The organism is Brevundimonas sp. (assembly GCF_041919755.1).
Lineage (GTDB): Bacteria > Pseudomonadota > Alphaproteobacteria > Caulobacterales > Caulobacteraceae > Brevundimonas.
This window is the reverse complement of the sequence record NZ_JAYRTD010000008.1, coordinates 112351-133644: the sequence shown is the minus strand read 5'-3', so window position 1 is coordinate 133644 and position 21294 is coordinate 112351. Positions and strand designations below refer to the sequence as shown.

General features: G+C 66.0%; 21 protein-coding genes. 3 read left to right on the top strand and 18 right to left on the bottom strand.

Annotated features, from left to right (window positions below):
* Positions 1–474: 474 nt before the first annotated feature.
* From ACE3TH_RS11325 to ACE3TH_RS11300, 6 genes are all read right to left on the bottom strand, one after another.
* Positions 475–1695 carry a class I SAM-dependent methyltransferase gene (locus ACE3TH_RS11325; protein WP_374599777.1) on the bottom strand — a complete coding sequence of 407 codons (1221 nt, stop codon included), beginning with the start codon at positions 1693–1695 and terminating at the stop codon, positions 475–477.
* A gap of 147 nt (positions 1696–1842) precedes the next feature.
* Positions 1843–2565 (bottom strand): anti-sigma factor domain-containing protein, encoded by a 723-nt coding sequence (locus ACE3TH_RS11320; protein ID WP_374599776.1) that lies wholly within the window; start codon positions 2563–2565, stop codon positions 1843–1845.
* On the bottom strand, positions 2562–3116 hold the full coding sequence (locus tag ACE3TH_RS11315; RefSeq protein WP_374599775.1) for a sigma-70 family RNA polymerase sigma factor: 555 nt from the start codon (positions 3114–3116) through the stop codon (positions 2562–2564). The genes ACE3TH_RS11320 and ACE3TH_RS11315 overlap by 4 nt, the downstream gene beginning before the upstream one ends.
* A gap of 59 nt (positions 3117–3175) precedes the next feature.
* Positions 3176–3580 (bottom strand): DUF2177 family protein, encoded by a 405-nt coding sequence (locus ACE3TH_RS11310; protein WP_374599774.1) that lies wholly within the window; start codon positions 3578–3580, stop codon positions 3176–3178.
* Between the two features lie 2 nt (positions 3581–3582).
* Positions 3583–4605 carry a cyclopropane-fatty-acyl-phospholipid synthase family protein gene (locus ACE3TH_RS11305; RefSeq protein ID WP_374599773.1) on the bottom strand — a complete coding sequence of 341 codons (1023 nt, stop codon included), beginning with the start codon at positions 4603–4605 and terminating at the stop codon, positions 3583–3585.
* 1 nt (position 4606) lies between these two features.
* Positions 4607–5413: a DUF1295 domain-containing protein gene (locus ACE3TH_RS11300; RefSeq protein WP_374599772.1), complete on the bottom strand. Its 807-nt coding sequence runs from the start codon at positions 5411–5413 to the stop codon at positions 4607–4609.
* A gap of 142 nt (positions 5414–5555) precedes the next feature.
* On the opposite strand from ACE3TH_RS11300, the gene ACE3TH_RS11295 reads away from it, so the two are divergent.
* The 3 genes from ACE3TH_RS11295 to ACE3TH_RS11285 are packed head-to-tail and all read left to right on the top strand — an operon-like array spanning position 5556 to position 8225.
* Entirely contained in the window at positions 5556–6911 is a 1356-nt protein-coding gene (locus ACE3TH_RS11295) for an NAD(P)/FAD-dependent oxidoreductase (protein ID WP_374599771.1), read from the top strand.
* Entirely contained in the window at positions 6908–7711 is an 804-nt protein-coding gene (locus tag ACE3TH_RS11290) for a DUF1365 domain-containing protein (RefSeq protein WP_374599770.1), read from the top strand. The genes ACE3TH_RS11295 and ACE3TH_RS11290 overlap by 4 nt, the downstream gene beginning before the upstream one ends.
* Positions 7704–8225: a lipocalin family protein gene (locus ACE3TH_RS11285; protein ID WP_374599769.1), complete on the top strand. Its 522-nt coding sequence runs from the start codon at positions 7704–7706 to the stop codon at positions 8223–8225. The genes ACE3TH_RS11290 and ACE3TH_RS11285 overlap by 8 nt, the downstream gene beginning before the upstream one ends.
* On the opposite strand, the gene gspM is transcribed toward ACE3TH_RS11285, so the two are convergent.
* From gspM to ACE3TH_RS11225, 12 genes are all read right to left on the bottom strand, one after another.
* Positions 8219–8698: a type II secretion system protein GspM gene (gene gspM / locus ACE3TH_RS11280; RefSeq protein WP_374599768.1), complete on the bottom strand. Its 480-nt coding sequence runs from the start codon at positions 8696–8698 to the stop codon at positions 8219–8221. The genes ACE3TH_RS11285 and gspM overlap by 7 nt on opposite strands.
* Positions 8695–9801, bottom strand: coding sequence for a type II secretion system protein GspL (gene gspL / locus ACE3TH_RS11275; RefSeq protein ID WP_374599767.1), 1107 nt, complete (start codon positions 9799–9801; stop codon positions 8695–8697). Before gspL ends, gspM begins: the two co-directional genes overlap by 4 nt.
* On the bottom strand, positions 9798–10754 hold the full coding sequence (gene gspK, locus ACE3TH_RS11270) for a type II secretion system minor pseudopilin GspK (RefSeq protein ID WP_374599766.1): 957 nt from the start codon (positions 10752–10754) through the stop codon (positions 9798–9800). The genes gspL and gspK overlap by 4 nt, the downstream gene beginning before the upstream one ends.
* 32 nt (positions 10755–10786) lie before the next feature.
* Positions 10787–11374: a type II secretion system minor pseudopilin GspJ gene (gspJ, locus tag ACE3TH_RS11265; RefSeq protein ID WP_374599765.1), complete on the bottom strand. Its 588-nt coding sequence runs from the start codon at positions 11372–11374 to the stop codon at positions 10787–10789.
* A complete protein-coding gene (gene gspI / locus ACE3TH_RS11260) occupies positions 11371–11733 on the bottom strand; it encodes a type II secretion system minor pseudopilin GspI (protein WP_374599764.1) in 363 nt (120 codons plus the stop codon). Before gspI ends, gspJ begins: the two co-directional genes overlap by 4 nt.
* Complete coding sequence (locus tag ACE3TH_RS11255) at positions 11726–12211, bottom strand: GspH/FimT family pseudopilin (protein WP_374599763.1); 486 nt, start codon at positions 12209–12211, stop codon at positions 11726–11728. The genes gspI and ACE3TH_RS11255 overlap by 8 nt, the downstream gene beginning before the upstream one ends.
* Positions 12180–12623, bottom strand: coding sequence for a type II secretion system major pseudopilin GspG (gspG, locus tag ACE3TH_RS11250; protein ID WP_374599762.1), 444 nt, complete (start codon positions 12621–12623; stop codon positions 12180–12182). The genes ACE3TH_RS11255 and gspG overlap by 32 nt, the downstream gene beginning before the upstream one ends.
* 12 nt (positions 12624–12635) lie before the next feature.
* The gene (gspF, locus tag ACE3TH_RS11245; protein ID WP_374599761.1) at positions 12636–13850 is read right to left on the bottom strand and encodes a type II secretion system inner membrane protein GspF; all 1215 of its coding nucleotides are present in this window, start codon (positions 13848–13850) and stop codon (positions 12636–12638) included.
* Entirely contained in the window at positions 13850–15367 is a 1518-nt protein-coding gene (gene gspE, locus ACE3TH_RS11240; protein ID WP_374599760.1) for a type II secretion system ATPase GspE, read from the bottom strand. The genes gspF and gspE overlap by 1 nt, the downstream gene beginning before the upstream one ends.
* Positions 15368–15382: 15 nt before the next feature.
* On the bottom strand, positions 15383–17479 hold the full coding sequence (gene gspD / locus ACE3TH_RS11235) for a type II secretion system secretin GspD (protein ID WP_374599759.1): 2097 nt from the start codon (positions 17477–17479) through the stop codon (positions 15383–15385).
* The gene (locus ACE3TH_RS11230) at positions 17479–18363 is read right to left on the bottom strand and encodes a type II secretion system protein N (protein WP_374599758.1); all 885 of its coding nucleotides are present in this window, start codon (positions 18361–18363) and stop codon (positions 17479–17481) included. Before ACE3TH_RS11230 ends, gspD begins: the two co-directional genes overlap by 1 nt.
* 190 nt (positions 18364–18553) lie before the next feature.
* A complete protein-coding gene (locus ACE3TH_RS11225) occupies positions 18554–21235 on the bottom strand; it encodes a TonB-dependent receptor domain-containing protein (RefSeq protein ID WP_374599757.1) in 2682 nt (893 codons plus the stop codon).
* Positions 21236–21294 lie beyond the last annotated feature (59 nt).

The window sequence follows — 21294 nt, the reverse complement described above, 5'->3', positions numbered from 1 at the left end:
GACCAATCCATGGTGTCTTTCAAAAAGACCGCAGATGTCAGTGTCGTTAGACAGTTCCAAAGAACCGTCGCTAGGACACCGCCGCCTGCGTTTCTCTTTCCAGATCAACGATTTCAAAGACCCGACCGGAAGAACCAGCCCCACTGTTTAACGCCGGTGAACGGCGGAGGCGGCGATGTAGAGAACGCCGCGATCATTGTCAAACGCTTATTTGTTTTAGCGTTTTTCCCGCACTCGCCAGTGACTGCTCGCGTCGGGAGGCGGGGATTTAGTCGGGAGCGCCCCTGCTGTCAACTACCTCGCAGGGCGAATGCGACTTAGCCACAATGATCGGCTGACCTCGCGAAAAATGCACCGCAAGTCCAGGTCTCCTCGACCGCGGTTCGGGAAACGTCCGGGCAGGCAGCAAATGACCGAACCTGGGCTGCAGCAGACCCCTTGGCCAAGGCAATACGGCTGGCCAAGTTGATGCATTTAGTCCTTCGACAGAGCCAACTGGATCACGTCTGTGCGCCGAGTCCTGAACCCGGCCTCGCAGTAAGCCAGGTAATAGCGCCACAGACGGCAGAAACGCGCATCGTACCCCATTGCCTCGATCTGAGGCCAAGTCGCATCGAAGGTCTGAAGCCAGAACCTTAGTGTCTGCGCGTAGTCGCCGCCAAAGCGCCGAGTTACCCGAGCAGCCAGCCCGGCTTTGTCGACGGCGTCCCAAAGCGCCTTTTCGCTTGGCAACATGCCGCCTGGAAACACGTGAAGCTGGATGAAATCGGGCCTTTTGCGATAACTGTCGAAGAGGGCGTCGTCGATGGTGATGATCTGCAACCCTGCTTTGCCGGAAGGCGCGAGAAGTTCGTGCACGCGGTTGAAATAGGTCGGCCAATAAGCCTCACCGACGGCCTCGAACATCTCGATGGAGGCGATGCGGTCGTAACGTCCCTCGACATCGCGATAGTCGACCAACTGAACATCGATCCGCTCGGCCAGACCTTGGTCGAACGCCCGCTTGCGTGCGATTTCGGCCTGTGAGGGCGACAGGGTGATGGCCGTGACCTTCGCCCCGAGCGTTCCCGCCGCATAGGCCGAAAAACCGCCCCAGCCGCAACCGATCTCCAGCACCTCGTGGTCGCGCTGAATGCCGATGGAGCGGGCCAAGGCTTCATATTTTCGCGTCTGGGCCTCGGCCAGCGTCAGCGTCGGCGGATCGAACAGCGCCGCCGAATAGGTCATGCTGGGGTCCAGCCACTGGGCGTAGAAATCATTGCCCAGATCGTAGTGGGACATAATGTTGCGGCGCGACCCTGCCCGGCTATTGCGCTGCAGGGCGTGGGCGACCGCATTGAAACCTCTCAGCATCGGAACGCCCGACATGATCTGGTCCAGGGCGTCATAGTTCAGGGCGAAAGCCGTCAACAGGGCCGCCAGATCGGGCGTATCCCACTCGCCAGCCATATAGCCTTCGGCAAAGCCGATATCGCCGCGCGTCAGCAACCGCAGGAAGGCCCGCCATCGCGTCAGGGTCCAGACCGCCTGAGGCCCCTGCCCCACCGCTCCGTCATCGCCGCCGATCGTTATCCGCGTGCCGTCCGGCAAGGTCACAGCCATCGTCCCGAAGCGCCAGAGGCTGCTGAGCCGACGCAGGAAGGGGCGTGCGAACGCCGGCGCGGCGGACACGTCGCTCTGCGACGCCCCGGTCATTCTGTCATGATCTGAAACTGAGCCGTCCATGGTCCACAAAAATCCGTCGAGACGGCGACATAGGGGAAAGCCGCCCCGACGCAATCCGTATGCATTGTCTTGCTAAAGCTACGCTGGCAACCGCCAAACAGATGCCGGTCTATGACCTTAAACCGGCGTCAGGGCTCCGCTGGCCACGACCGGGCCTGTCGGATCGCCCGACGGCGATCCGCCCAGAGGTTCCAGCGTGATCGCCAGACTGGCGGTCTCTCCATCCGGGCCCAGCAACTTCGCCGTATCCAGAACCAGCGCCTCTCGCCCGTTGAGCACGCCCAGCGAGACCGGTGCCTGGCCCTCGGGCAGAACCCACAGCTCGAACGAACGATCGGCCTGGGCTTGGCCCGCCACTGTGGCGACGATCAGTCGGTCGTGGGCCTTGTCCAGAGTAACGACGAACGACGTCGGCCCCGCCTCTTGTTTCAGCAGGGCGATGGAGGTCAGAACCGGCGCGGCGGCGGGCACCTGACCCGGCACGGTCACCACTCGGGGCGGTGTCAGCAACAGGGCGGCGACAGCCACCGCGGCGGCCAGGCTGGCGACCGCCGCGACACCGCGCCAGACGGCGACGCTGTTCCAGAATCCTGCGGGACGACTGGCCGCCGGTACGCCCAGTTGAGCGGCGACGCGCATCCAGACCACACGTGGCGGTGTCTCCGGCTCGATCTCGGCCAGCAGGGGCATCAGCCGTTCCTGCCAGGCGGCGACCTCTGCCGCAAATGCGGGCTCGGCGGCCATGCGGCGTTCGGCCTGTGCGCGTTCTTCGGACGTCAAGACGCCGACGACATATTCCGCCGCCAGTTGCTCGTCGGGGGTCAATTCTTGATCGGTCATCGGGCGAGACAGGCCTTCAGCTTGAGCAGAGAGCGCCGGATCCAGCTCTTCATCGTGCCGGTGGGCACATTGTGGCGCTCGGCCACATCCTGATAGGTCAGCCCCTCGAAGAAGGCGCTGCGGAGAGCCGCCTGATGTGTGGCGGCCAGTTCGGACATGCAGCCCTGAAGCTGACGCACATCCTCGCCGCGCAAAAGAGACGCCAGGCTGGACTCGGCCTCGTCTGGCACCTCGTGGGCTTCGTCGATCGGCTTGAAACTGCGGCGACCAAGCTGACGCTGGCGGTCGATGGCGCGGTTGCGGGCCAGGGCAGCAAGCCAGGTGATCGGGCTGGCCCGCTCGGCGTCGAACCGGTCCGCCTTGCTCCAGACGGTGATATAGACTTCCTGCAACACGTCCTCGGCCTCGCTTCGGCTGCCCAAGATACGCAGGCACACACCGAATAGTTTCGACGAGGTGGCGTCGTAGACCTCCTTGAGCGCCGCACGGTCGCCGGACGCCACACGCTGAAGATTGGCGACGAGCGCCTGTCGGTTCTGGTCAGCATCCATGCGTGGCGTTCGTCCGTGGCTTGGCCTTATGGCTTACACGGCCCCGCGCGGCGGGCAAGTCAGCTTGAGACGGCCCGCGATGCAAAATAACCGGCCGCCGCCGCCGCCGTGGTCACGAAGGTACCCCAGGCCAGGTCGGCCAGTGTGATTGTCGTGCTCCAGGTTTTCAGCGTCGCCTGGTTGGTCAGGTCATAGGTCGCATAGGCCACGAAGCCCAGCAGCGCCCCGTTGATCAGCGCCTTCTGGAGCGACGCCTCTTTAAGGGCCGGGGCCGTCGCAAGGGCCGTGATCCCGAAGATATAGATCAGATAGAAGGCCACAGCCGCGACCATATTGACCTTGGGGGCCATGATCGGACCCAGCACCGGCTTGTACAACCGGTTGCCCATCAGGGTCAGCCAGATGATGTCCAGCACCAGAAAAACGACGGCCGAGCCGCCATAGGCTGCGAGATACTTCAACATGTTCAAACCCCCTTCAGTCGATAGTGGCTCACGCCCCAGACCTGGCCGTCACTGTCGCCGAACAGACCGGCCGTAGCCATGAAGAAGCGCCGCCAGCGCCGCATCCACAAGGCGTAATCGGCCCCGTAGACCTCCTTCATCAAGCCGCGAATCTCCGACTCGTTCCGATCGAAGTTCTCCAACCAGTGATTGGCCGTGCGCTGATAATGGGTGCCGCTCCAGCGCCAGTCCTGCTCGACCTCGAACAGGTCCGGATACTGCCGCATCAGGCCGTGGCTGGGCATGATCCCGCCGGTGAAGAAATGCTGGGCGATGAAGTCGGCCTTATCCGACACCTCGAAGCGGTAGGGCGTCGTCACATGGCTGAACACATGGATGAAGACCCTCCCATCGGGCTTCAGCCACGTCCGCACCCGGCCCAGCAGTTCGCGCCAGTTGGCCATGTGTTCGAACATCTCGACAGACACGATTCGATCGAAGCGCTTCTCCGTCTGGAATACGTTCATGTCGGCGGTAACGATCGTCAGATTGGTCAGCCCCAGCCGTGCCGCCTCGGCATCGATGGCCGCCTTCTGACTGCGTGAATTTGACACCGCAGTGATGGTCGAGGCCGGATAATGCCGCGCCATCCACAGCGACAGCGATCCCCAGCCGCAACCCAGTTCCAAGATGTCCTGACCGTCCCGCAAGTCGGCGTGCTCACACGTCTGACGCAGGGCGCTGACCTCTGCATCCGCAAGCGTGGAGTTGGCGGCGTCATAGAAGGCGCTGGAGTATTTTCGGTTCGGCCCCAGGGCCAGTTCGAAGAACCGGGCCGGAAGTTCGTAATGCTGGGCGTTGGCCGCCTCGGTGTACTCTGCCACCGGACGCTGAGCCATCTCCTCTGCAAAGGCCTTTTCCGCTCCCGGTTGCACCGTCGCCATCTGCTTGCGGGCATTGGCCACGAAGGCGGCAATGGCTGGGCGGGTGATGAAGTCGGGCGCGGGCGCGTCCTGCAGACTGTTCAGGCGATCAAGCAGGCTCATTTCAGGCGCGGTCCTCGGAAAACACGTTCAGGCGGGGCAGCAGGGCCCCGACGCGGGATTGGTAGTCTCGGTAAGCGTCGCCGCGCGACTTCAGCATGACCTTCTCCAGCGGCGGCACGCCGGTCATGTAACGAAGGATCACATACATCACGACCGGCGCGACCAGCGCGGCCCAGCCTGCGACCCAGCCGCCGCTCAGATCGATCGCGATGACCGGGTAGGCCAGCCAGATGATCCATTCGAACAAATAGTTGGGATGGCGCGACAGACCCCACAGGCCGCGATCCATGACCTTGCCCTTGTTCGAGGGATCGGCCCGGAACCGGCGCATCTGTTCGTCCGCCAGCGCCTCGCCGCCGATGCCGACCAGCAGGATGAGCGCGCCCAGATAGTCCGTCAGCAGCAGGGAATCGCCGGGCCTCAGCGCCGCCGCCGCGATCGAAACACACAGCAGGGTCGTCGCCGGAGCCTGCACGATGGCCAAGCCGTAGAGATTGCGTGAAAAATTTGAGCCCCATTCCTCGGTCAAGGCGACATAGCGCGGATCGGAATGCCCTCCCCCCACGCGTCCGGCGATGTAGCTGCCCAGCCGGATCGACCAGACGGCCACCAGCACCGCGACCAACCATTGACGCGGCCCTGGCACGCCCATCCATGGCGTCAAACTGACCAGCACGCCGGCGATACCCGTGCCAAATGTCCAGAAGACATCGGTCCATCCCCCGTTGCGGGTCTTCAGCACCGTCCACCAGGCCAGCGTCATCGTCAGGGCCATGAAGGCAAAGGCCAGTGCGAGGGCAATCAGCAAGACAGTTTGATCCTTGAGAAGTTTGAGCGTGACAGTTACGCGCAAAGTCGCGCGAGGATGCATCGCATCCCGCAGGATTGCAGCACCGTATATCGAACATGCCTAGCGCATCTGCGCAGACTACCCGCCGGAGACCGATTTGATGTTCGAAAGCCTGCCGCCCTCACCGCCTCAACCCACGACAAAACCACTGCGCGTGGCCGTGATCGGTGCGGGCATCTCAGGCCTGTCGTGTGCCTGGCTGCTGGGCAAGCGGCATGACGTCACCCTGTTCGAATCTGCAGGTCGCCTGGGCGGACACGCCAATACCGTCGACTGCAACGGCGTGGCCGTGGATACCGGCTTTATCGTCTACAATGAGGTCAACTATCCCAATCTGACCGCCCTGTTCGCGCATCTGAAGGTGCCGACCAAACATGCCGACATGTCCTTGGCCGTATCGTTGGACGACGGCGATCTGGAGTACGGTAGCCGCAGCCTGGCCTCCAACTTCGCTCAGCCCGAAGCGCTGCTGAGGCCGCGCTTCTGGTCCATGCTGGCCGATCTGAACCGGTTCTACCGCACGGCACCGGGCCATCTGGCGACGCTGGACCCCGTGATATCGCTGTCGGAATACCTTCGCACCCATCGCTATGGCGTGGCGCTTCAGGAAGATCATCTGCTGCCAATGGCCGCCGCCATCTGGTCAGCCTCGGTCGAAGGGATCGGCGACCACCCCGCCGCCGCCTTCATCCGCTTCTTCCAGAACCACGACCTGATGAAATTCGTCGGTCGCCGGACCTGGCGCACGGTCGATGGCGGAAGCCGATCCTATGTCGACGCTATCGCCGCCGACTTCGCCGGCCACGTGCATCTGAACGCCGACATCGTCGCCGTGACCCGCGCCGATGGTCAGGTCCGCATCGATCACCGCAACGGACCACACCAGATGTTCGATCAGGTCGTCTTCGCCACCCACGCCCCGACGACCCTGGCCCTGCTGGCCGACGCCACCGCCGACGAACGGCGCGTCCTGGGGGCCTTCCGCTACACGCCGAACACTGCCGTGCTGCACGGCGACCGCCGCCTGATGCCGAAGCGCGAGCGTGCCTGGGCCAGCTGGAATCACATGGGACATCGCTCCGAGCCCGGATCAGGCGGCGTCAGCTACTGGATGAATCATCTTCAGAGCCTGAAGAACGCGCCCGACTTGTTCGTCACCCTGAACCCGCATACGCCGCCCGCCCCTGAGCTCACCTATGCCACCGAGCACTACGAGCACCCCCACTTCGATGCAGGAGCTCTGAAGGCTCAGTCGGAACTCTGGTCGCTACAAGGCCAGGGCGGCGTCTGGTTCTGCGGGGCCTATTTCGGTGCCGGTTTCCATGAGGACGGCCTGCAATCCGGCCTGGCCGTGGCCGAGCATCTGGGGGGCGTCCGCCGCCCCTGGACCGTCGAGGATGAGAGCGGACGCATTCAGCTATCGGCCGCAGCCGATCCCGTCCGACAGGTGGCATGACCAAGGCGTCCGCCCTCTATGTCGGCCCGGTGACGCATCGCCGGTTCAGGCCGAAGACGCATGCGCTTCGCTATCGCGTCTTCATGCTGCTGCTGGATCTGGACGAGATTCCCGGCCTGTTCGCCAGGCTCAAGCTGCTGCGTCCGGGCCGCTTGGGCCTGATGTCTTTCCGCGCCCGCGACCATGGCGACAAGGCGCATGACGATCTGAAAGCCTACGTCTCTGCCCGACTGACCAAGGCGGGCGTTGATGGCGGCGGCCCGATCCGCCTGCTCTGCATGCCGCGCGTGCTCGGTTACGGCTTCAACCCGCTCAGCGTCTACTTCTGTCATGATGGCGACGAGCGACTGACGGCCATCCTCTACGAGGTTCGCAACACGTTCGGCCAGCGCCACAGCTATCTGATCGCGACACCTGAGGATGGCCCGGACCCCGTGCAGCAGACTGCGCCCAAGCGGTTCTACGTCTCGCCCTTCATGGACATGGACCTGACCTATGTCTTCGACGTCGCCCCGCCGGGCGAGGACGTCAGGATCACCATCCAGGTCCGCGACGACACAGGCCCGGTCCTGACCGCCGCCTTCGCAGGGCAGCGACGAGAACTGACCGACAAGGCGCTGCTTCACGCCTGGGCCACCCATCCGTTGCTGACGCTCAAGGTTATGGCGGGCATTCACTGGGAGGCGGTCAAGATTGTTGCCAAGGGCTTCCGCTTCAATGGCCGCCCGCCCCTGCCCCCAGAGCCTGTCACCATCGGCACGGTACTCACGTCCTCCCGCGAAGGAGCCTCCCATGCGTAAAGCCCTGCCCGTCCTCGCCGCCCTGATGCTGACCGCGGCCGCCTCGACCGCCAGCGCCCAGGCACCCCAGCCGCGTCAGTCCATCGACATCGACCGCTTCACGGGCCGCTGGTACGAGGTCGTGCGCACCCCCAACGATGCTCAGCGCAACTGCCACGGGGCCAACCAGACCTGGGCCCGGCGAGCAGACGGCACCTTCGACATCGCCCTGTACTGCCATCGCGACCGTCCCGGCGGGCGGCTGAGCACGACCCGCTCCCGTGCCCGCATCACCGACCCGCGCACCAATGCCAAGTTCGAGGCCAGCTTCTTCGGCGGCATCATCAAGCGCCAGTACTGGGTGATCGACCGCGGCGACAGCTATGACTGGATGATCGCCAGCACCTCGGACGGCCAGTTCGTCTCCATCCTGACCCGCGACCCCAATGTCAGCGCGTCACGCCTTGAGACACTGCGAGCCCGCGCCCGCCAGCTCGGCCTGCGCACGAACACCATGCAGGTGGTCGATCACTGAACGCGGGCCAGCGCCCCCTCGGCCGTCAGGGTCTCATCGGCGTTCTCGACGATATCCAGCCGCACCGCGTCGATTCCGTGCCGCGATTTTAGCTCGGCCAGCCAGCCGAAAAGGGCCGTGCTCGAGACATTGGCGGCGGTGAAGCCGAAAGTGCCGGTCGCATCCATGCCGGTGACGATCGTCAGGCCCGCCGTCTGGGCAGACTGAACCGCCAGTGGCTCGATGGCCGGAGCATCCGACGGCGTCGTCGCCGCCTTCGGCAGCGCCCCGACCTGCCGCTGGACGAAGGCCAGATCCGTTTCGGCCTGCACCCGCCGCTCGGCAGCCCCGGCTTTCCAGGCCCACAGCGGCTGTACGATCAGCAACCAGGCGGCACAGAGCACGATGACCAAAACCATCAGCCCCAGCATCCGCTGCTCACGCACGGTGCGCCCATCGAACCAGGCGCGTGCCCTGTCGATCACTTCGCTCATGTCGCGGCTCCGATGGTGACGTCGCTGACGACGCGGCCGGCGTCGTCCAGCGTGCTGGTGTCGTTCAGCCGCAGGCCCGCCGACGCGACGGCGCTTTTGAGGGCGTCCAGGTCCTGATAGGCGGGATAGCTGATCGTGGCGCGCACGCCGCCTTCCGGGTCCGAGACGAAGATGTCCAGTTCCGCCCGCTCGACCTGCTCGACGGCGGCGAACAGCACGGCGGCGGCGGATGTGATGCCTCCGGGCGGCGGGGCCGTCGCGGCTTTCTGCCGGAAGGCCGCGACCGGGTCGGGCGCGCCGGCGGCCTCTGGCGAAACCTGGGCGATCATCTCCACGGTTTGCGCTTCCGCCTGACGGGCTGCACCCGTATCGCGCGCCGCCTGCGCCGCGGTCAGGATCAGCGGCGATACCAGGACCGCGGCCGCCAAACCCGCAGCCAGTCGCCAGCCGCGCCGACCTGCGGTCTTCTCCCGCCCAACCGCGTCCAGCAGATTGACTTCCGGCGACAAGGCCGCCGCGATCATCAGTCGTTCGACCTCAGCCTCTTCCGATACCGGATGCACCACACGATCACCGGCAATCAGATCGAGCAAGTCAGGCTGGATTGTCGCCGCGAACCGATGCCCCCGAAGCGCCAGCCCCGTACCGAAGGTGACGGCGGCGAGACCGTCCTCCGCCTCCGGAGCCTCCAGCGTCAGCATGTCAGGCAGAATCACATCGGCCTTAACGCCCAGTGCGTCCAGATAATCACCCCAAGCCTCGACCAAGGCCCGACTGGCCACCACCACCATGCGCGGCTCACCCGCGGGCATCGCGCGCCCGAGTGAGACCGACACCCGATCCGGCGTTGCCGCCAGATCGTCGCGCAAGGTCCAAAGGGCCGCCGCGCGGACCTGGGTCGCGCCCCCCACAGGCAGGTCCAGCCAGCGGACCGACACGTCCCCTCCCGGCGCGATCGCGACGGTGCGCATCGGTGGCGGCGTCTCGCTCGCCTCCAGCGCCAGACGTCCACGCTGCAGCACGCTGCCGCCCGCATCGAGGATCAGATAAGGGGCCGGCTCGGTCGCCAAGGCCGGGATGAGGATCAGTCGGGTTCGGCTCATTCTTCAAGGGTCCAGCGCTGGATCACGGTTCGCGCCCCGCCCTCGGGCGGCGCATGCAACAGGGCGGTACGCACGGCGCGGGTGCCGCCATAGTCAACGTCGATCCTGAGGTCGAAGAAGCGGGTCAGGACGGTCACCTGCTCGCGCGCTTCCTGCGGCACGACCAGACCGGTCAGGGCGGGCTGGCTCCAGAAGGCGGTGGTATCGGCCCAACCCTCGGCCGGTCGTCGGGCGATCACACCCCGCGCCGCCTCCAGCCCCAGTTTGCCGTCGGTCAGCATGACCAGCAGCGGCGCATCCTCTGGCCCCAGGGTGTTCACATTGATCGGCGACAGCCGACTGACCGGCAGGGCACACACATGCGGGCGCAGGCGGCGGTACAGGTCCGCATCCACACCCTTGATGGCCCTCAGTTCGCTGACCTCGGCCAGAAATACCCCGCCGGTCCGATAAGGTTCGGCTCGTCCCGCATAGGCCCCGTCCTCGGCGCCCAGTGGCAGGGCGGTCGTATCCGCATCCAGCCAGTCGGCCAGCGCCTCGGCCACCGGGCGCATCCGGCTTTCACCCAGACCCAAGGCCCGGCCCAGCGCCATGAATTGTGCCATGCCCTGGGGTCTCGCGATCAGATCCTCGCCAAACCCCTCGACCACGCTGTTCAGGTTGAAGCAGGCCTGGCCGTCACGAACGACGGCGGTGATCGTCCCTTCCTCAATCGGAAAGGACAGCACCCGCCCATTCCACTCCGGCTCCAGCGGCGTCCGCGTCGGGCTGAGCGTCAACAGGCGGGCCACCTGTCGGCGGGCCAGCGCCTCGGCCCCATCGGCATACCACTGCGCCTGGGTCTGGGTGTCCGCATTGGTCGCGCGACGCACCGAGAACCGCACGTCGTCCAGCACGGCCACCGCGATCACCGACATGACGGCGACCAGCAGCAGCACCGTCAGCAGGGCCATACCCTCGCGGTGCCTTCTGTCCCTGCACGGCCTCATCGCCCGCCCCCGACCAGGAACAGCTGATCGATCGGCCCATAGCCTTGCAGCGTCATCACCACCCGCACCGCATCAGGCATCGGGCTGTCCAGACGGCTGTTGAAGGCCGGGGCCTCGGTGCCGTCCTTGAGAAAGGTCACGCTCAGGCCGCTGACCCCCTCGTACAGGACTTGCGGCGGACCCGGCCGCGCGCCGTCCAGATAGTCGGACACCCGCCGCTCCAGCCGATCCTCGACCAGACGGTATTCGACCCGCTGCAAGGAGGGCCGCGCCTGATCCCCCGGATTGCTCCATCCTGCGCGGGTCAGGGTCAGGGCGGCATCGCCCGCCTGAATGGCTCCTGTGATCGGCTGCTGCTGCGGGCGCCCGGTCGGCCCGCGCGTACGCCGCGCCGTCGCTTGACCCAGATCGGCCCTGAGAAGGGCCCGCGTCCGTTGCAGGTCCGCCGTCCGGTCCGACGCGGCCTTGATGGCGAACTTGTTGTCGATCGACAGGCTCAGCACAGCCGCACCCGCTGCCGCGATCAGGGCAAAGATCAGCAGGGAGATGAGCACTTCAACCAAGGTGAATCCTGAGCGCTTCATCCTGCTCTAGCCCGGAACAGGGTGCGATCTGCCGCCTGACCCTCCTCGGTGGAAACGCGGATGACGACCCTTTGAATGTCCGGATCGTCCGTCGCCGACACGGTCTGCGCCCAGCGCCAGCTTCGCCCTGCCAGCGTCGTCTGACCGGACGTTTCGCCCTCGGCCAGATTGGGTGCGATCGCCGCCTGGACCGCCAGGTTTTCGGCCACGATGCCGCCCAAAGTGCGATCCTCGACCCGCGCCTGCGACCGCGTGTTCTCTCCAGCAAGATTAAGCAGCGCCATGGCCGCTAAGCTGAAGACCGCCAGGGCGACCAGCAGTTCGATCAGGGTGAAGCCCTGGCGCGATGGGCTAGTCATCGACAGACACCTCACCCGCGCCATCGACGGATACGGTGCTGGCTTGCCCGTCGCGCGACAGGGTGACAGTCGCCGGTTCGCTCGCCCCGGTGGGATCGAAGACGACCCGCAGCGTGGCATTGGGCAGGTCCGCCGAGGTTTCCGCCTGCCAGATTTCGTCGCCGAACGGGCCGTCCGTCAGCGGCCTCCATTCTAGGCCGTCGAACTGGCTGAAGCCGTAACCGCGCGCCGTCGCCTCCACTGCGATGGACCGATTGGTCAGCACCGCCTCCTCGCGCGCTCGCACCAGCCGCGCGGCGAACCGCTCGGCTTCAGCCCCTACGGGCGGTCGCGGGTCAGGCACGGACAGCACCACGGCCCCGGCCGCCAAGCCGAGGATGGCGACGACCATCAGCAGTTCGACCAGAGTGAAACCGGAACGACGCTGCAGGTCAGCGCCTGCGCCCTTACCCCTGCCAGTTGCCGAGGTCTGCATCATTGCCCTCGCCCCCCTCCTTGCCGTCCGCGCCCAGGGAGTAGACGTCGAACTGGCCGCCATGCGCGCTCTGGCGGCGGTACTGATAGGGGTTGCCCCAAGGGTCTTCGGGCAGGCGACGGACATAACCGCCTTGGCGATAGCGCTCTGGCTGGGCCAGGTTTGCAGGGGCGGTGACCAGCGCGTTCAGATCCTCAGGGAAGGTCAGATTGTCCAGCCGATAGGTCTCGATCGCCTGTTCCAGCACCGAGATATCCGCCTTGGCCTTGCCCACCATGGCCCGGTCCTGGCTGGGCAGGACATTGATCGCCACGACGGTGGCCAAGAGGCCGATGATCACGATCACCACCATCAACTCGACCAGGGTGAAGCCCTGACGCTTCCGACGCTTGCGGGCAGCTTTTGACTCGATCATCTCACTCACTCCTCACCCCATCGCCAGGGTATTGATCTGCAAAATCGGCAGCAGGATCGACAGCACGATCAGCGCCACCACCCCGCCCATGACCACGATGATCGCAGGCTCCAGCAGGCTCAGCATCACGGCGGTGAAGGTGGCGAACTCGCGATCCAGATAGTCGGCGGCGCGGTCCAGCATGGGCTCCAGCCGCCCGCTGCTCTCGCCCGAGGCGGTCATGTAAACGAGGATCGGCGGAAAGACGTCGGCCCGGCGCATGGCGGCGCTCAGCCCGCCGCCCTCGCGCACGGCATCGGCCATGGTCTCGGTGGCCAGCCGCAGACGGCGGTTCGACACCGTCCGCGCCGTGATCGTCAGCCCTTCCAGCACCGGCAGGCCAGACGCAATCATGGTCGACAGTGTGCGCGCCATGGTCGCCCCGTGCAGGTCGCGGCTTAGTCGACCGATGATCGGCAGCTTGAGCACCAGGGTGTCCGCCTTCAGCCGCGTCCCCGGATTGCGCAGCGCCACCGCCATCGCGACCCCCGCCAGCACCAGCAGGAGAATCGCCAGCCAGCCCCAGGTCTGCATCACCTCGGACAGGCCGATCACCAAACGCGTCAACAGAGGCAGGGTCTGATTCATACTGTCGAACTGATCGACCACCTTGGGCACCACAAAGGTCATCAAGGCCCCGATGACGCCCAGCGCCACGACCGCCAGCACCGCCGGATAGACCAGCGCTGTGATCACCTTGCCGCGCACCGCCTGGTCCCGCTCCAGCCCGTCCGCCAGCCGCTCCAGAATGGGCTCCAGTGCCCCCGAGCTCTCGCCCGCAGACACCATGGCGCGATACAGCGGTGGAAAGGCCTTGCCCTGCCGGCCCATGGCTTCGGACAGCCGATGCCCCTCCAGAACGCCAGCGTGCACGCCTTCCAGCACCGCCCGCACGGCGGGTCGATCGGCCTGGAGCGCGATGGTCCGCACCGCCTCCTCGATCGGCGCGACTGAGACCAATGTGGCCAGTTGGCGCGTGGTCAGGGCCAGGGTCTTGGCGTTCAAGCGCCCCCCGGCTTTCGTCTTGCCGTCCGCCTTGTGAACCGTCCGGCGGGTCGGGGTGATCTCGAGCGCCATCAGCCGACGCCGGTCCAGCGCCTGACGCGCCGCGCCCTCATCGATCGCGGTCAACGCCCCGCTGACGGTTCGCCCCGCTGCATCCACGGCCACATAGTCGAAGGCCGCCATCAGCCGACCGCCTCACGTACCGGTGCGACCGCGTCATGGGCTTCGGTCGTTTCCTGACGCGTGACCCGCACCGCCTCCTCGACCGACGTCGTGCCATCCAGCACCAGCGCCCGCGCCCGCTGGCTCAGCGTGCCCGACGCATCGAAGGCCACGGCATTGACCGCCTCTTCCTCCGCCTCTGCGGCGATCAGACGCCGCACGCGGTCGTCGACCTTGATCAGTTCGTACAGGCCGACACGACCGACATAGCCGGTCTGGTTGCAGTGGACGCAGCCCTGGGGCCGCCACACCGTCTGACCGGCCTTGACCCCGACCAGCCGCGCCGTCGACGCATCCGCAGGCTCGGCCCGGCGGCACTCGCCGCACAGCCGCCTCACCAGCCGCTGCGCCACGATCAGTCGCAAGGTCGAGGCCAGCAGAAAGGGCTCCACCCCCATGTCGCGCAGGCGGGTAATCGCCCCGGCCGCATCGTTGGTGTGGACGGTCGACAGCACCAGATGTCCGGTCAGCGAGGCCTGAACAGCGATACGCGCCGTTTCCACGTCGCGGATTTCCCCGACCATGACCACGTCCGGATCCTGACGCAGGATGGCGCGCAGGCCCGTAGCAAAGGTCATGCCGACCTTGGTGTTGACCTGCGTCTGGCCGACGCCGTCGATGGCGTATTCGACGGGGTCCTCGACCGTTAGTATGTTGCGCGTCGCGTCGTTGAGCAGGCTGAGGCCCGCATACAGGCTGGTGGTCTTGCCGGAGCCTGTCGGCCCGGTGACCAGAATGATGCCGTTCGGTTCCTTGAGCGCGGCCTTGAAAGCTTCCAGCGCATCGGGGGCCATGCCCAACTGATCCAGGCTCAGATCGGCCTGATCCTTGTCGAGGATGCGCAGCACCACCCGCTCGCCCGCCCGCGACGGCAGGGTGGAGACCCGCACGTCCAGCGTCTTGCCACCCAGGGCCAGAGGGATGCGCCCGTCCTGGGGCACCCGCTTCTCGGCGATATCCAAGCGCGCCATGACCTTGATGCGCGAGACCAGCAACGGCGTGATCCGCGGATTGAGCGACAGCGCCTCGCGCAGCACGCCGTCGACCCGCATGCGTACGGTCAGCGTGCTCTCGAACGGCTCCAGATGGATGTCCGACGCCCCGGCCCGCACCGCCTCGGCGATGATGCCGTTGATCAGTCGGATGACCGGCGCGTCGTCGGCCGTATCCAACAGGTCGGCGGCGGCGGGCATGTCGTCGATCAGACTGTCCAGACCCGACGGCATCGACAGATCGTCACCATCTGTCGCGGTCAGGTGATCGCCCGCATAGACCTGAGACAGACGCCGGTCGAACTCGGCCTGGCTCAGTCGCTCGACGTGCAACGGTCGCCCCAGCGCGCGCCGCGTCTCGATCAAGGCCTGTGGATCCGCGCCCTCGCGAAGGCCGACCACCGCCACCTCGCCCGCGTCCAGCAGGATGACGCCATGCCGCTTGGCGAAGCCATAGGGCAGTGTCGGATTGACCAGGGTGATCATGACGCCGTCACCGTATCACTGTGGTGCGACAGGATTGTCGACGGGCGGCAGAGGTTCGGCCGTGACCGCATCCGGCGCGATAATCATCGTGGACGGCGCGACGGGTGGTTGGGCGCGCATATAATCGCGCAGCATCTCGTCCAGGCTGGGCTCGCGGTCCGGCACGGCCGTCTGCTGCTGCTGGCGCATATAACCCCAGCGGTCGGCGGCCAGCGACTGGGCGTCGGCGGCGCTGCGAATGATGGTCGGGCGGATGAAGACCATCAGATTGGTCCGCCCCCGCTGGCGACTGGTCGAGCGAAACAGACCTCCGATGACCGGCAGTTGACCCAGACCTGGCACCGCATCCACGGCCAAACGATCGTTCTGGTCCAGCAGGCCGCCGGCCACGGCGATGTCGCCGTCGTCCACAACCAGGGTCGTTTCCAGCTCCCGCTTGTTCAGAACCAGATCGGTCGCGCTGTCGGTCAGGACGCCGTTGATGCTGGACACCTCCTGCCGCATGAACAGGGTGATGGAGCCGCCGGCGTTGATCTGGGGCCGCACGATCAGCTTGACGCCGATGTCCTGGCGCTGGGTCGTGCGGAAGGGGTTGGAGTTGCCGTCCAGCAGGGTCTCGCCGGTCGTAATCGGCACTTCCTGGCCGACCAGGATGGTCGCCTCCTCATTGTCCAGCGTCATCAGCGACGGCGTCTGCAACAGGTTGGAGCCACTGTCGGTCTTGGCCGCATTGATGATGAAGCCGAACAGGCCGTCGCCGACCCGCCCCCCTGCCCCTCCGACAAAACCGTTGGCGCCCAGCAGGCTATTGACCGCCAGGTTCTGCAGCTGACGGCGCAGGGGATCGTCCTCGTCCAGATCGGTCGCCGCCGCCCCGCCCGCGATGGGCAGCAGAGGCGTCGCGCTGTTGGAATAGTTCGTCAGGCCGATGGGCGCGCCGTCCTCGCCCGCCAGCAGCCACTGGACGCCCAGTTCCTTGACCGCCGTGTCGGACAGTTCGACCACGATGGCCTCGATCAGCACCTGCTGGCGGCGCTGGTCCAGCTGGCGGATGACCTCGGACAGCATACGCTGGGTATCGGCCGAGCCGGAGATGACCAGGGCATTGGCCCCCGGGAAGCGCGCGATCGTGGCGCGCTGACCCGGCAGCGGCGCGGCGGGAGCAGAGGTCGACGTCGGCGTGACGTCTTCGGTCGTCGCGCCGGCGCGCGACGTGCCCGGCTCGCGCGGCGTGGCATTGGCGCTGGCCGCCGTCACCTGCTGGCCGACGATTTGTTGCAGCACGGGCAGCAGTTGCTCGGCATTGGCGTGCTCCAGGAACACCACCTTGACGTCGTCCGCCGACAGGGCGCGGCGGTCCAGATCGTCGACCAGAGGCCGCACGCGCGCGATAGCCGACGGATCGCCCCTCAGCACGACGGAGTTGGAGCTTTCGACGGGCGTCACCGACACCATACCCGACCCCGGCTGCCCGCCGGGCGGAGCCAGTACCGACTGCAGCACCGCCGCGATCTCCCGCGCCGAGGAGTTCTCCAGCGTCACGACCTCGAACCCGGTCCGGTCCACGTCGATGCGGGCGATAAGGGCGCGGACTCGGGCCAGATTGTCGGCGAAATCGGCGACCACGATGCTGTTGGCCCCGGGGTTGGCCAGCACCTGCCCCTGCGCCCCGACCAGAGGCCGGATCGTTTCGGCGGCCGAGGCGGCGTCGATGTTTCGCAGGGCAAAGACCTCTGTCGAAAACCGCTCGTTGCCGACGGTCGACGGCCCTTGCGCCGCGCCCTGGGCCGGGCTGATGCGATAGGCGCCCGACGACGTCGGCGTCACCACCAGGCCGTTGGCACGCAGGGTCGACAGAAAGACCTCGAAAAGTTGCGCCCGGCTGAGATTGCGGTCGCTGGACACGGTCACGGTGCCGGTCACGCCCGGATCGACGATGAAGGTCCGGCCCGTGGAGCGGGAGATGTCCTGGATAAAGGCACGAATATCGGCACCCTGGACGTTCAGGGTCTGGCCACCCGCCGACTGGGCGTGGGCAGGCATCGCTGCCAGCGGGGCCTGAACGGCCAGAAGCGCGGCCACGGCGGCCGTCAGCAGGGGGCGGGAACGCATCAGCGGCCTGTCCTTATGGTGGTGGTCTGCTCCACACCGTTCCGCTCGAAGCGGATTTCAGCGCTGGTGCTGTTGGAAAGCTGGCCACGCAGGCCGGCGATACGGGCTGGACTGTCCAGCGCCTGCCCGTTGACCGCGAGTATGACGTCGCCCGAGCGAAGCCCTGCCGCCGCCAGGGCCGAGCCGTCGCCGGTACCACTGACGGTAAAGCCGTTGATGCCAAGGCCTTGCATGCGTGGACGTAGGCCTGCCTGGGCCATCAGCCGCGCCGGGTCGACGCTGGGGCCGGAGGGTGTGGCCGCTGCCGCCTGGCCGGCCTCGGCCGGGGCCGCGCCCTGCGGGGTCACGACCTGCGGCTCGGTGGGCGGCGGAGGCGGTGCGGCGGCCCCCATCGGCAGTTCCGTGAACATCAGGCGGCTGAGCGACTCGCCGCGCGCCATGACCACGTGATCGTCGGCAACGGAGCGCAGGATCAGGCCCGGCTCGATCTCCTCGCCTACGCCTACGGACACCTGAAGTCCGTCGGCCAGGCCGATGATGGCCGAGCCGCCGCCGGTACCGTCGGCGCGGACGCCGTAGAGCCGCATCTGGCTGCTGCCCTGTGCCGTCGCCTCGGTCAGAGCGCCCGGCGCACCGGTGCGGAAAAAGGCATCGAACCGCTGAAAGATGGAATAATCCGGTGCAGCGACAGTCGCCGGCGCGGCACCGGCGGTGATAACGGGAGACGGAGCCAGAAACAGCCAGACCAGTCGCGCGATCTGGACCAGCAGGACGATGGCCAGTGCGATCTCGATCCCGCGCCGCAGACGCGCTCGCCCGGTGCCCGGCGCATCACCGGTCGGCCGGAGCTGACGGTTCCAGTTGCGAAAGGCGGCGATCACCATGACTTGCCCGACATGGGCCTGGAGCGGCCCGGCGCGATACCTAGACCGATCGTCCGTATGCGGGCTTCACCGCCATGTGACGCCCGCGAGAACTTGCCGTGACGGTTGGGGGCAGTCCGGACGAAATGACGCCAAACCGTCTTGAACCAAAACGGGGACCGGCGCGTCGCCGGTCCCCGTCAGCCGTGGATCAGAAGCGTGCGGTCAGGCTGACCGAAGCGCTGGTGCCCAGCTCGTAGTTGTTGATCAGGATCTTGTTTCCAAGCTCCTGGAACTCGTCATAGTCGGTGTTCAGCAGGTTGCGCAGTTCGAGCGCGAAGCCCAGATCGCGGCCCGCATATTCGAAGTCTTTGCGGTAGACGAAATCCAGGAAGACGCCCGGGTCCTGAACATAGTCGGGCTCGCGGCTGCCCGCGCTGCCCGCACCACGGGCCGTGATGCGCTCGCTGACATAGTTGACGATGAAGGTCGCCTGCGAGCGCGCCGTGTCGTCTTCCCAACCCAGTTGCAGGTTGGCGACATGCTCGGACTGGCCCTGGAGGCGGCTGCCGTCCTGGATGAAGAAGGTCGCATCCTCGTCGGCCCCGCCACCGCCCGGCGTGCGAACCACGTCGCCGGGCTCGACGCTGACTTCCGAGTCGGACCAGGTGTAGTTGGCCTGCACCAGCCAGCGCTTGTTGGCGATGAAGGGCATGCCGTTGTCAGGGAATTCGAAGAATTTCTTGGCCTCGACCTCGGCCCCGAAGATCGTCGCTTCCGGCGCGTTCAGGAAGGACTGCTGACGCTGGTCGCCGGTTAGGACGACGACGGATTCAACCGGCTTGTCCAGCTGCTTGTAGAAGACACCAGCGGTCAGGAACTGCTGCCGGGCGAAGAACCACTCGTAGCGGGCGTCCAGGTTCAGGATTTCCGTGTCGACCAGGAACGGGTTGCCCGTGAACTCGCGGTCGCTCTCCGGGTCGATATAGGACTGCGGCGCCAGTTCGCGGAACTGCGGGCGACCGATGGTCTGCGATGCGCCGATCCGCAGTTGCTGATCTTCGGCGAAGTTCCAGGTCGCGGTGAACGACGGCAGGAAATATTGCTCTTCGATGCTGGTCGGGGCGAAGGGTGCCGCGCCACCGAAAAGGTCGCGTGGCGTCACGGTCAGCTCGCCGTCCTCGAAGCGAACACCGGCCGTCGTGCGAACCAGCGGAATGATCTCGGCATCGACCTGAATATAGGCGGCCGCGACGGTCAGTTCCGCCTCATAGGCCCCGGCACCGTTGGTGCCGGCGATCTGACGCAGTTCGATCGTCGTCGGATTGATGTTGAAGTCCGAGTAGAGGAAATCGATGCGTGATTCCCGCTGCTCGTCCGTCAGAGCGCTGACGGCGGCCAGTTGCAGGTCGTAGCGCGTCGCATCGCGGCTGCTGTCGGTATAGGCGACGCCGGCCTTGAACACTATCTCACGCAGGTCCGACAGCGGCAGGGTATAGCTGACGTCTGCCCCGCCGGAGATGACATCCTCGTCCAGCTCGCTGAAGGAAATCTGGTTCGAGGGATTGTGAATGAAGTCGCCGTCGGCGTTCACGCCATACTGAAAGCGGGACTCATAGGGGGCGTCGCGCGACGTCTTCGCATAGGCCGCGCGCCAGTCGAACTCCAGCGCACCGTTCATGAACTGATGCTCGCCAGCCAACTGGCTCGAGAACAGCTGCCGCACGAACCATTCCGTATAGTCGTCACGCAGAATGCCGCCCCCGACGCTGAGATCGGGCCCGACGGTCGAGCGTGCCTCCTTGGTCGTGTTGCGAACGTAGAAGTTGGTCCACTTCACCTCGTGGTTCTCGTTCGAAAGCGAGAGGGCTCCGAGGAAGTTCAACTGGATGTCGTTCTGGTTGGACTCGAACGCCTTGTCCGTCACAGGCACCAGGATGTCGCCCGAGAACTGGCCTTCCTGCTGGCGACCACGACGTCCGCTCCAGCTGTTGTCATAACCGGCGACCGCGATCAGGCCTAAGGTGCCCAGACTGCTTTCGCTCGACAGCCCGCCCGCGAAATCGAAGCCAAAATCGACCGGTGTGGTTTCACGCTGCAGCAGCCGCAGCGGCGCATTGACCAGCGACTGACCCATGCGTTGCAGTTCGGCCGTCGTAAAGTTGGCGCGGTTGATCTGGCGACCCGACTGGAAGGCGGCGTTGATCAGGCCCGGCACATCTCGGGTGCCGTCATCGAAACCCGTAAAGTCGGTGCGTGATCCGTAGTAGATCAGGCCTTCCTTGTTCGTTGTCTCGGAGTTGGCACCTACCGACGCCGACATGGTGAAGAAGGGCTCGTTGGGTGCATCGACGGTGCGCAGATCGATGACACCACCGCCGAACTCGCCCGGGAAGTCGGCGGAATAGGTCTTCTGGACCGTCACGCTCTCCAGAATGCTGGACGGGAACAGATCCAGCGGCACGACACGTTGCAGCGGCTCAGGGCTCGGCAGGGGCGAACCGTTCAACAGGGCCGAGGAATAACGCTCGCCCAGTCCGCGCACATAGATGAAACGCCCTTCCACAACCGTCAGACCGGTCACGCGGGTCAGAGCCTGTGCCGCGCTGGAATCGCCCGTACGCTGCAGATCTTCGGCGGTCAGGAAGGCGGCCACCTCGGCGCTTTCCCGGTTCGGCTCGGGAATGTAGCGGCCCAGGACGACGATTTCGTCCAGTTCGGAGACGGGTTCCTGGTCTGTTTCGGGTTCGGCCTGGACGGCAGGCGTCTGGGCCGTAGCCGCCGGGGGCACAGTGGCGACCGCGGGCGGCGTCTGGGCATAAGCCAGACCGGGCGCAATCATTGCGCTGGTGGCCAAAAGGACCCCGCTCAGGGTCAAGGTAAGGGTCTTCATGATCTGCGCCTTGGAGAAGTTCAACGGAGTACGCGAAAGCCGGAGGCGACCCGGTCGGG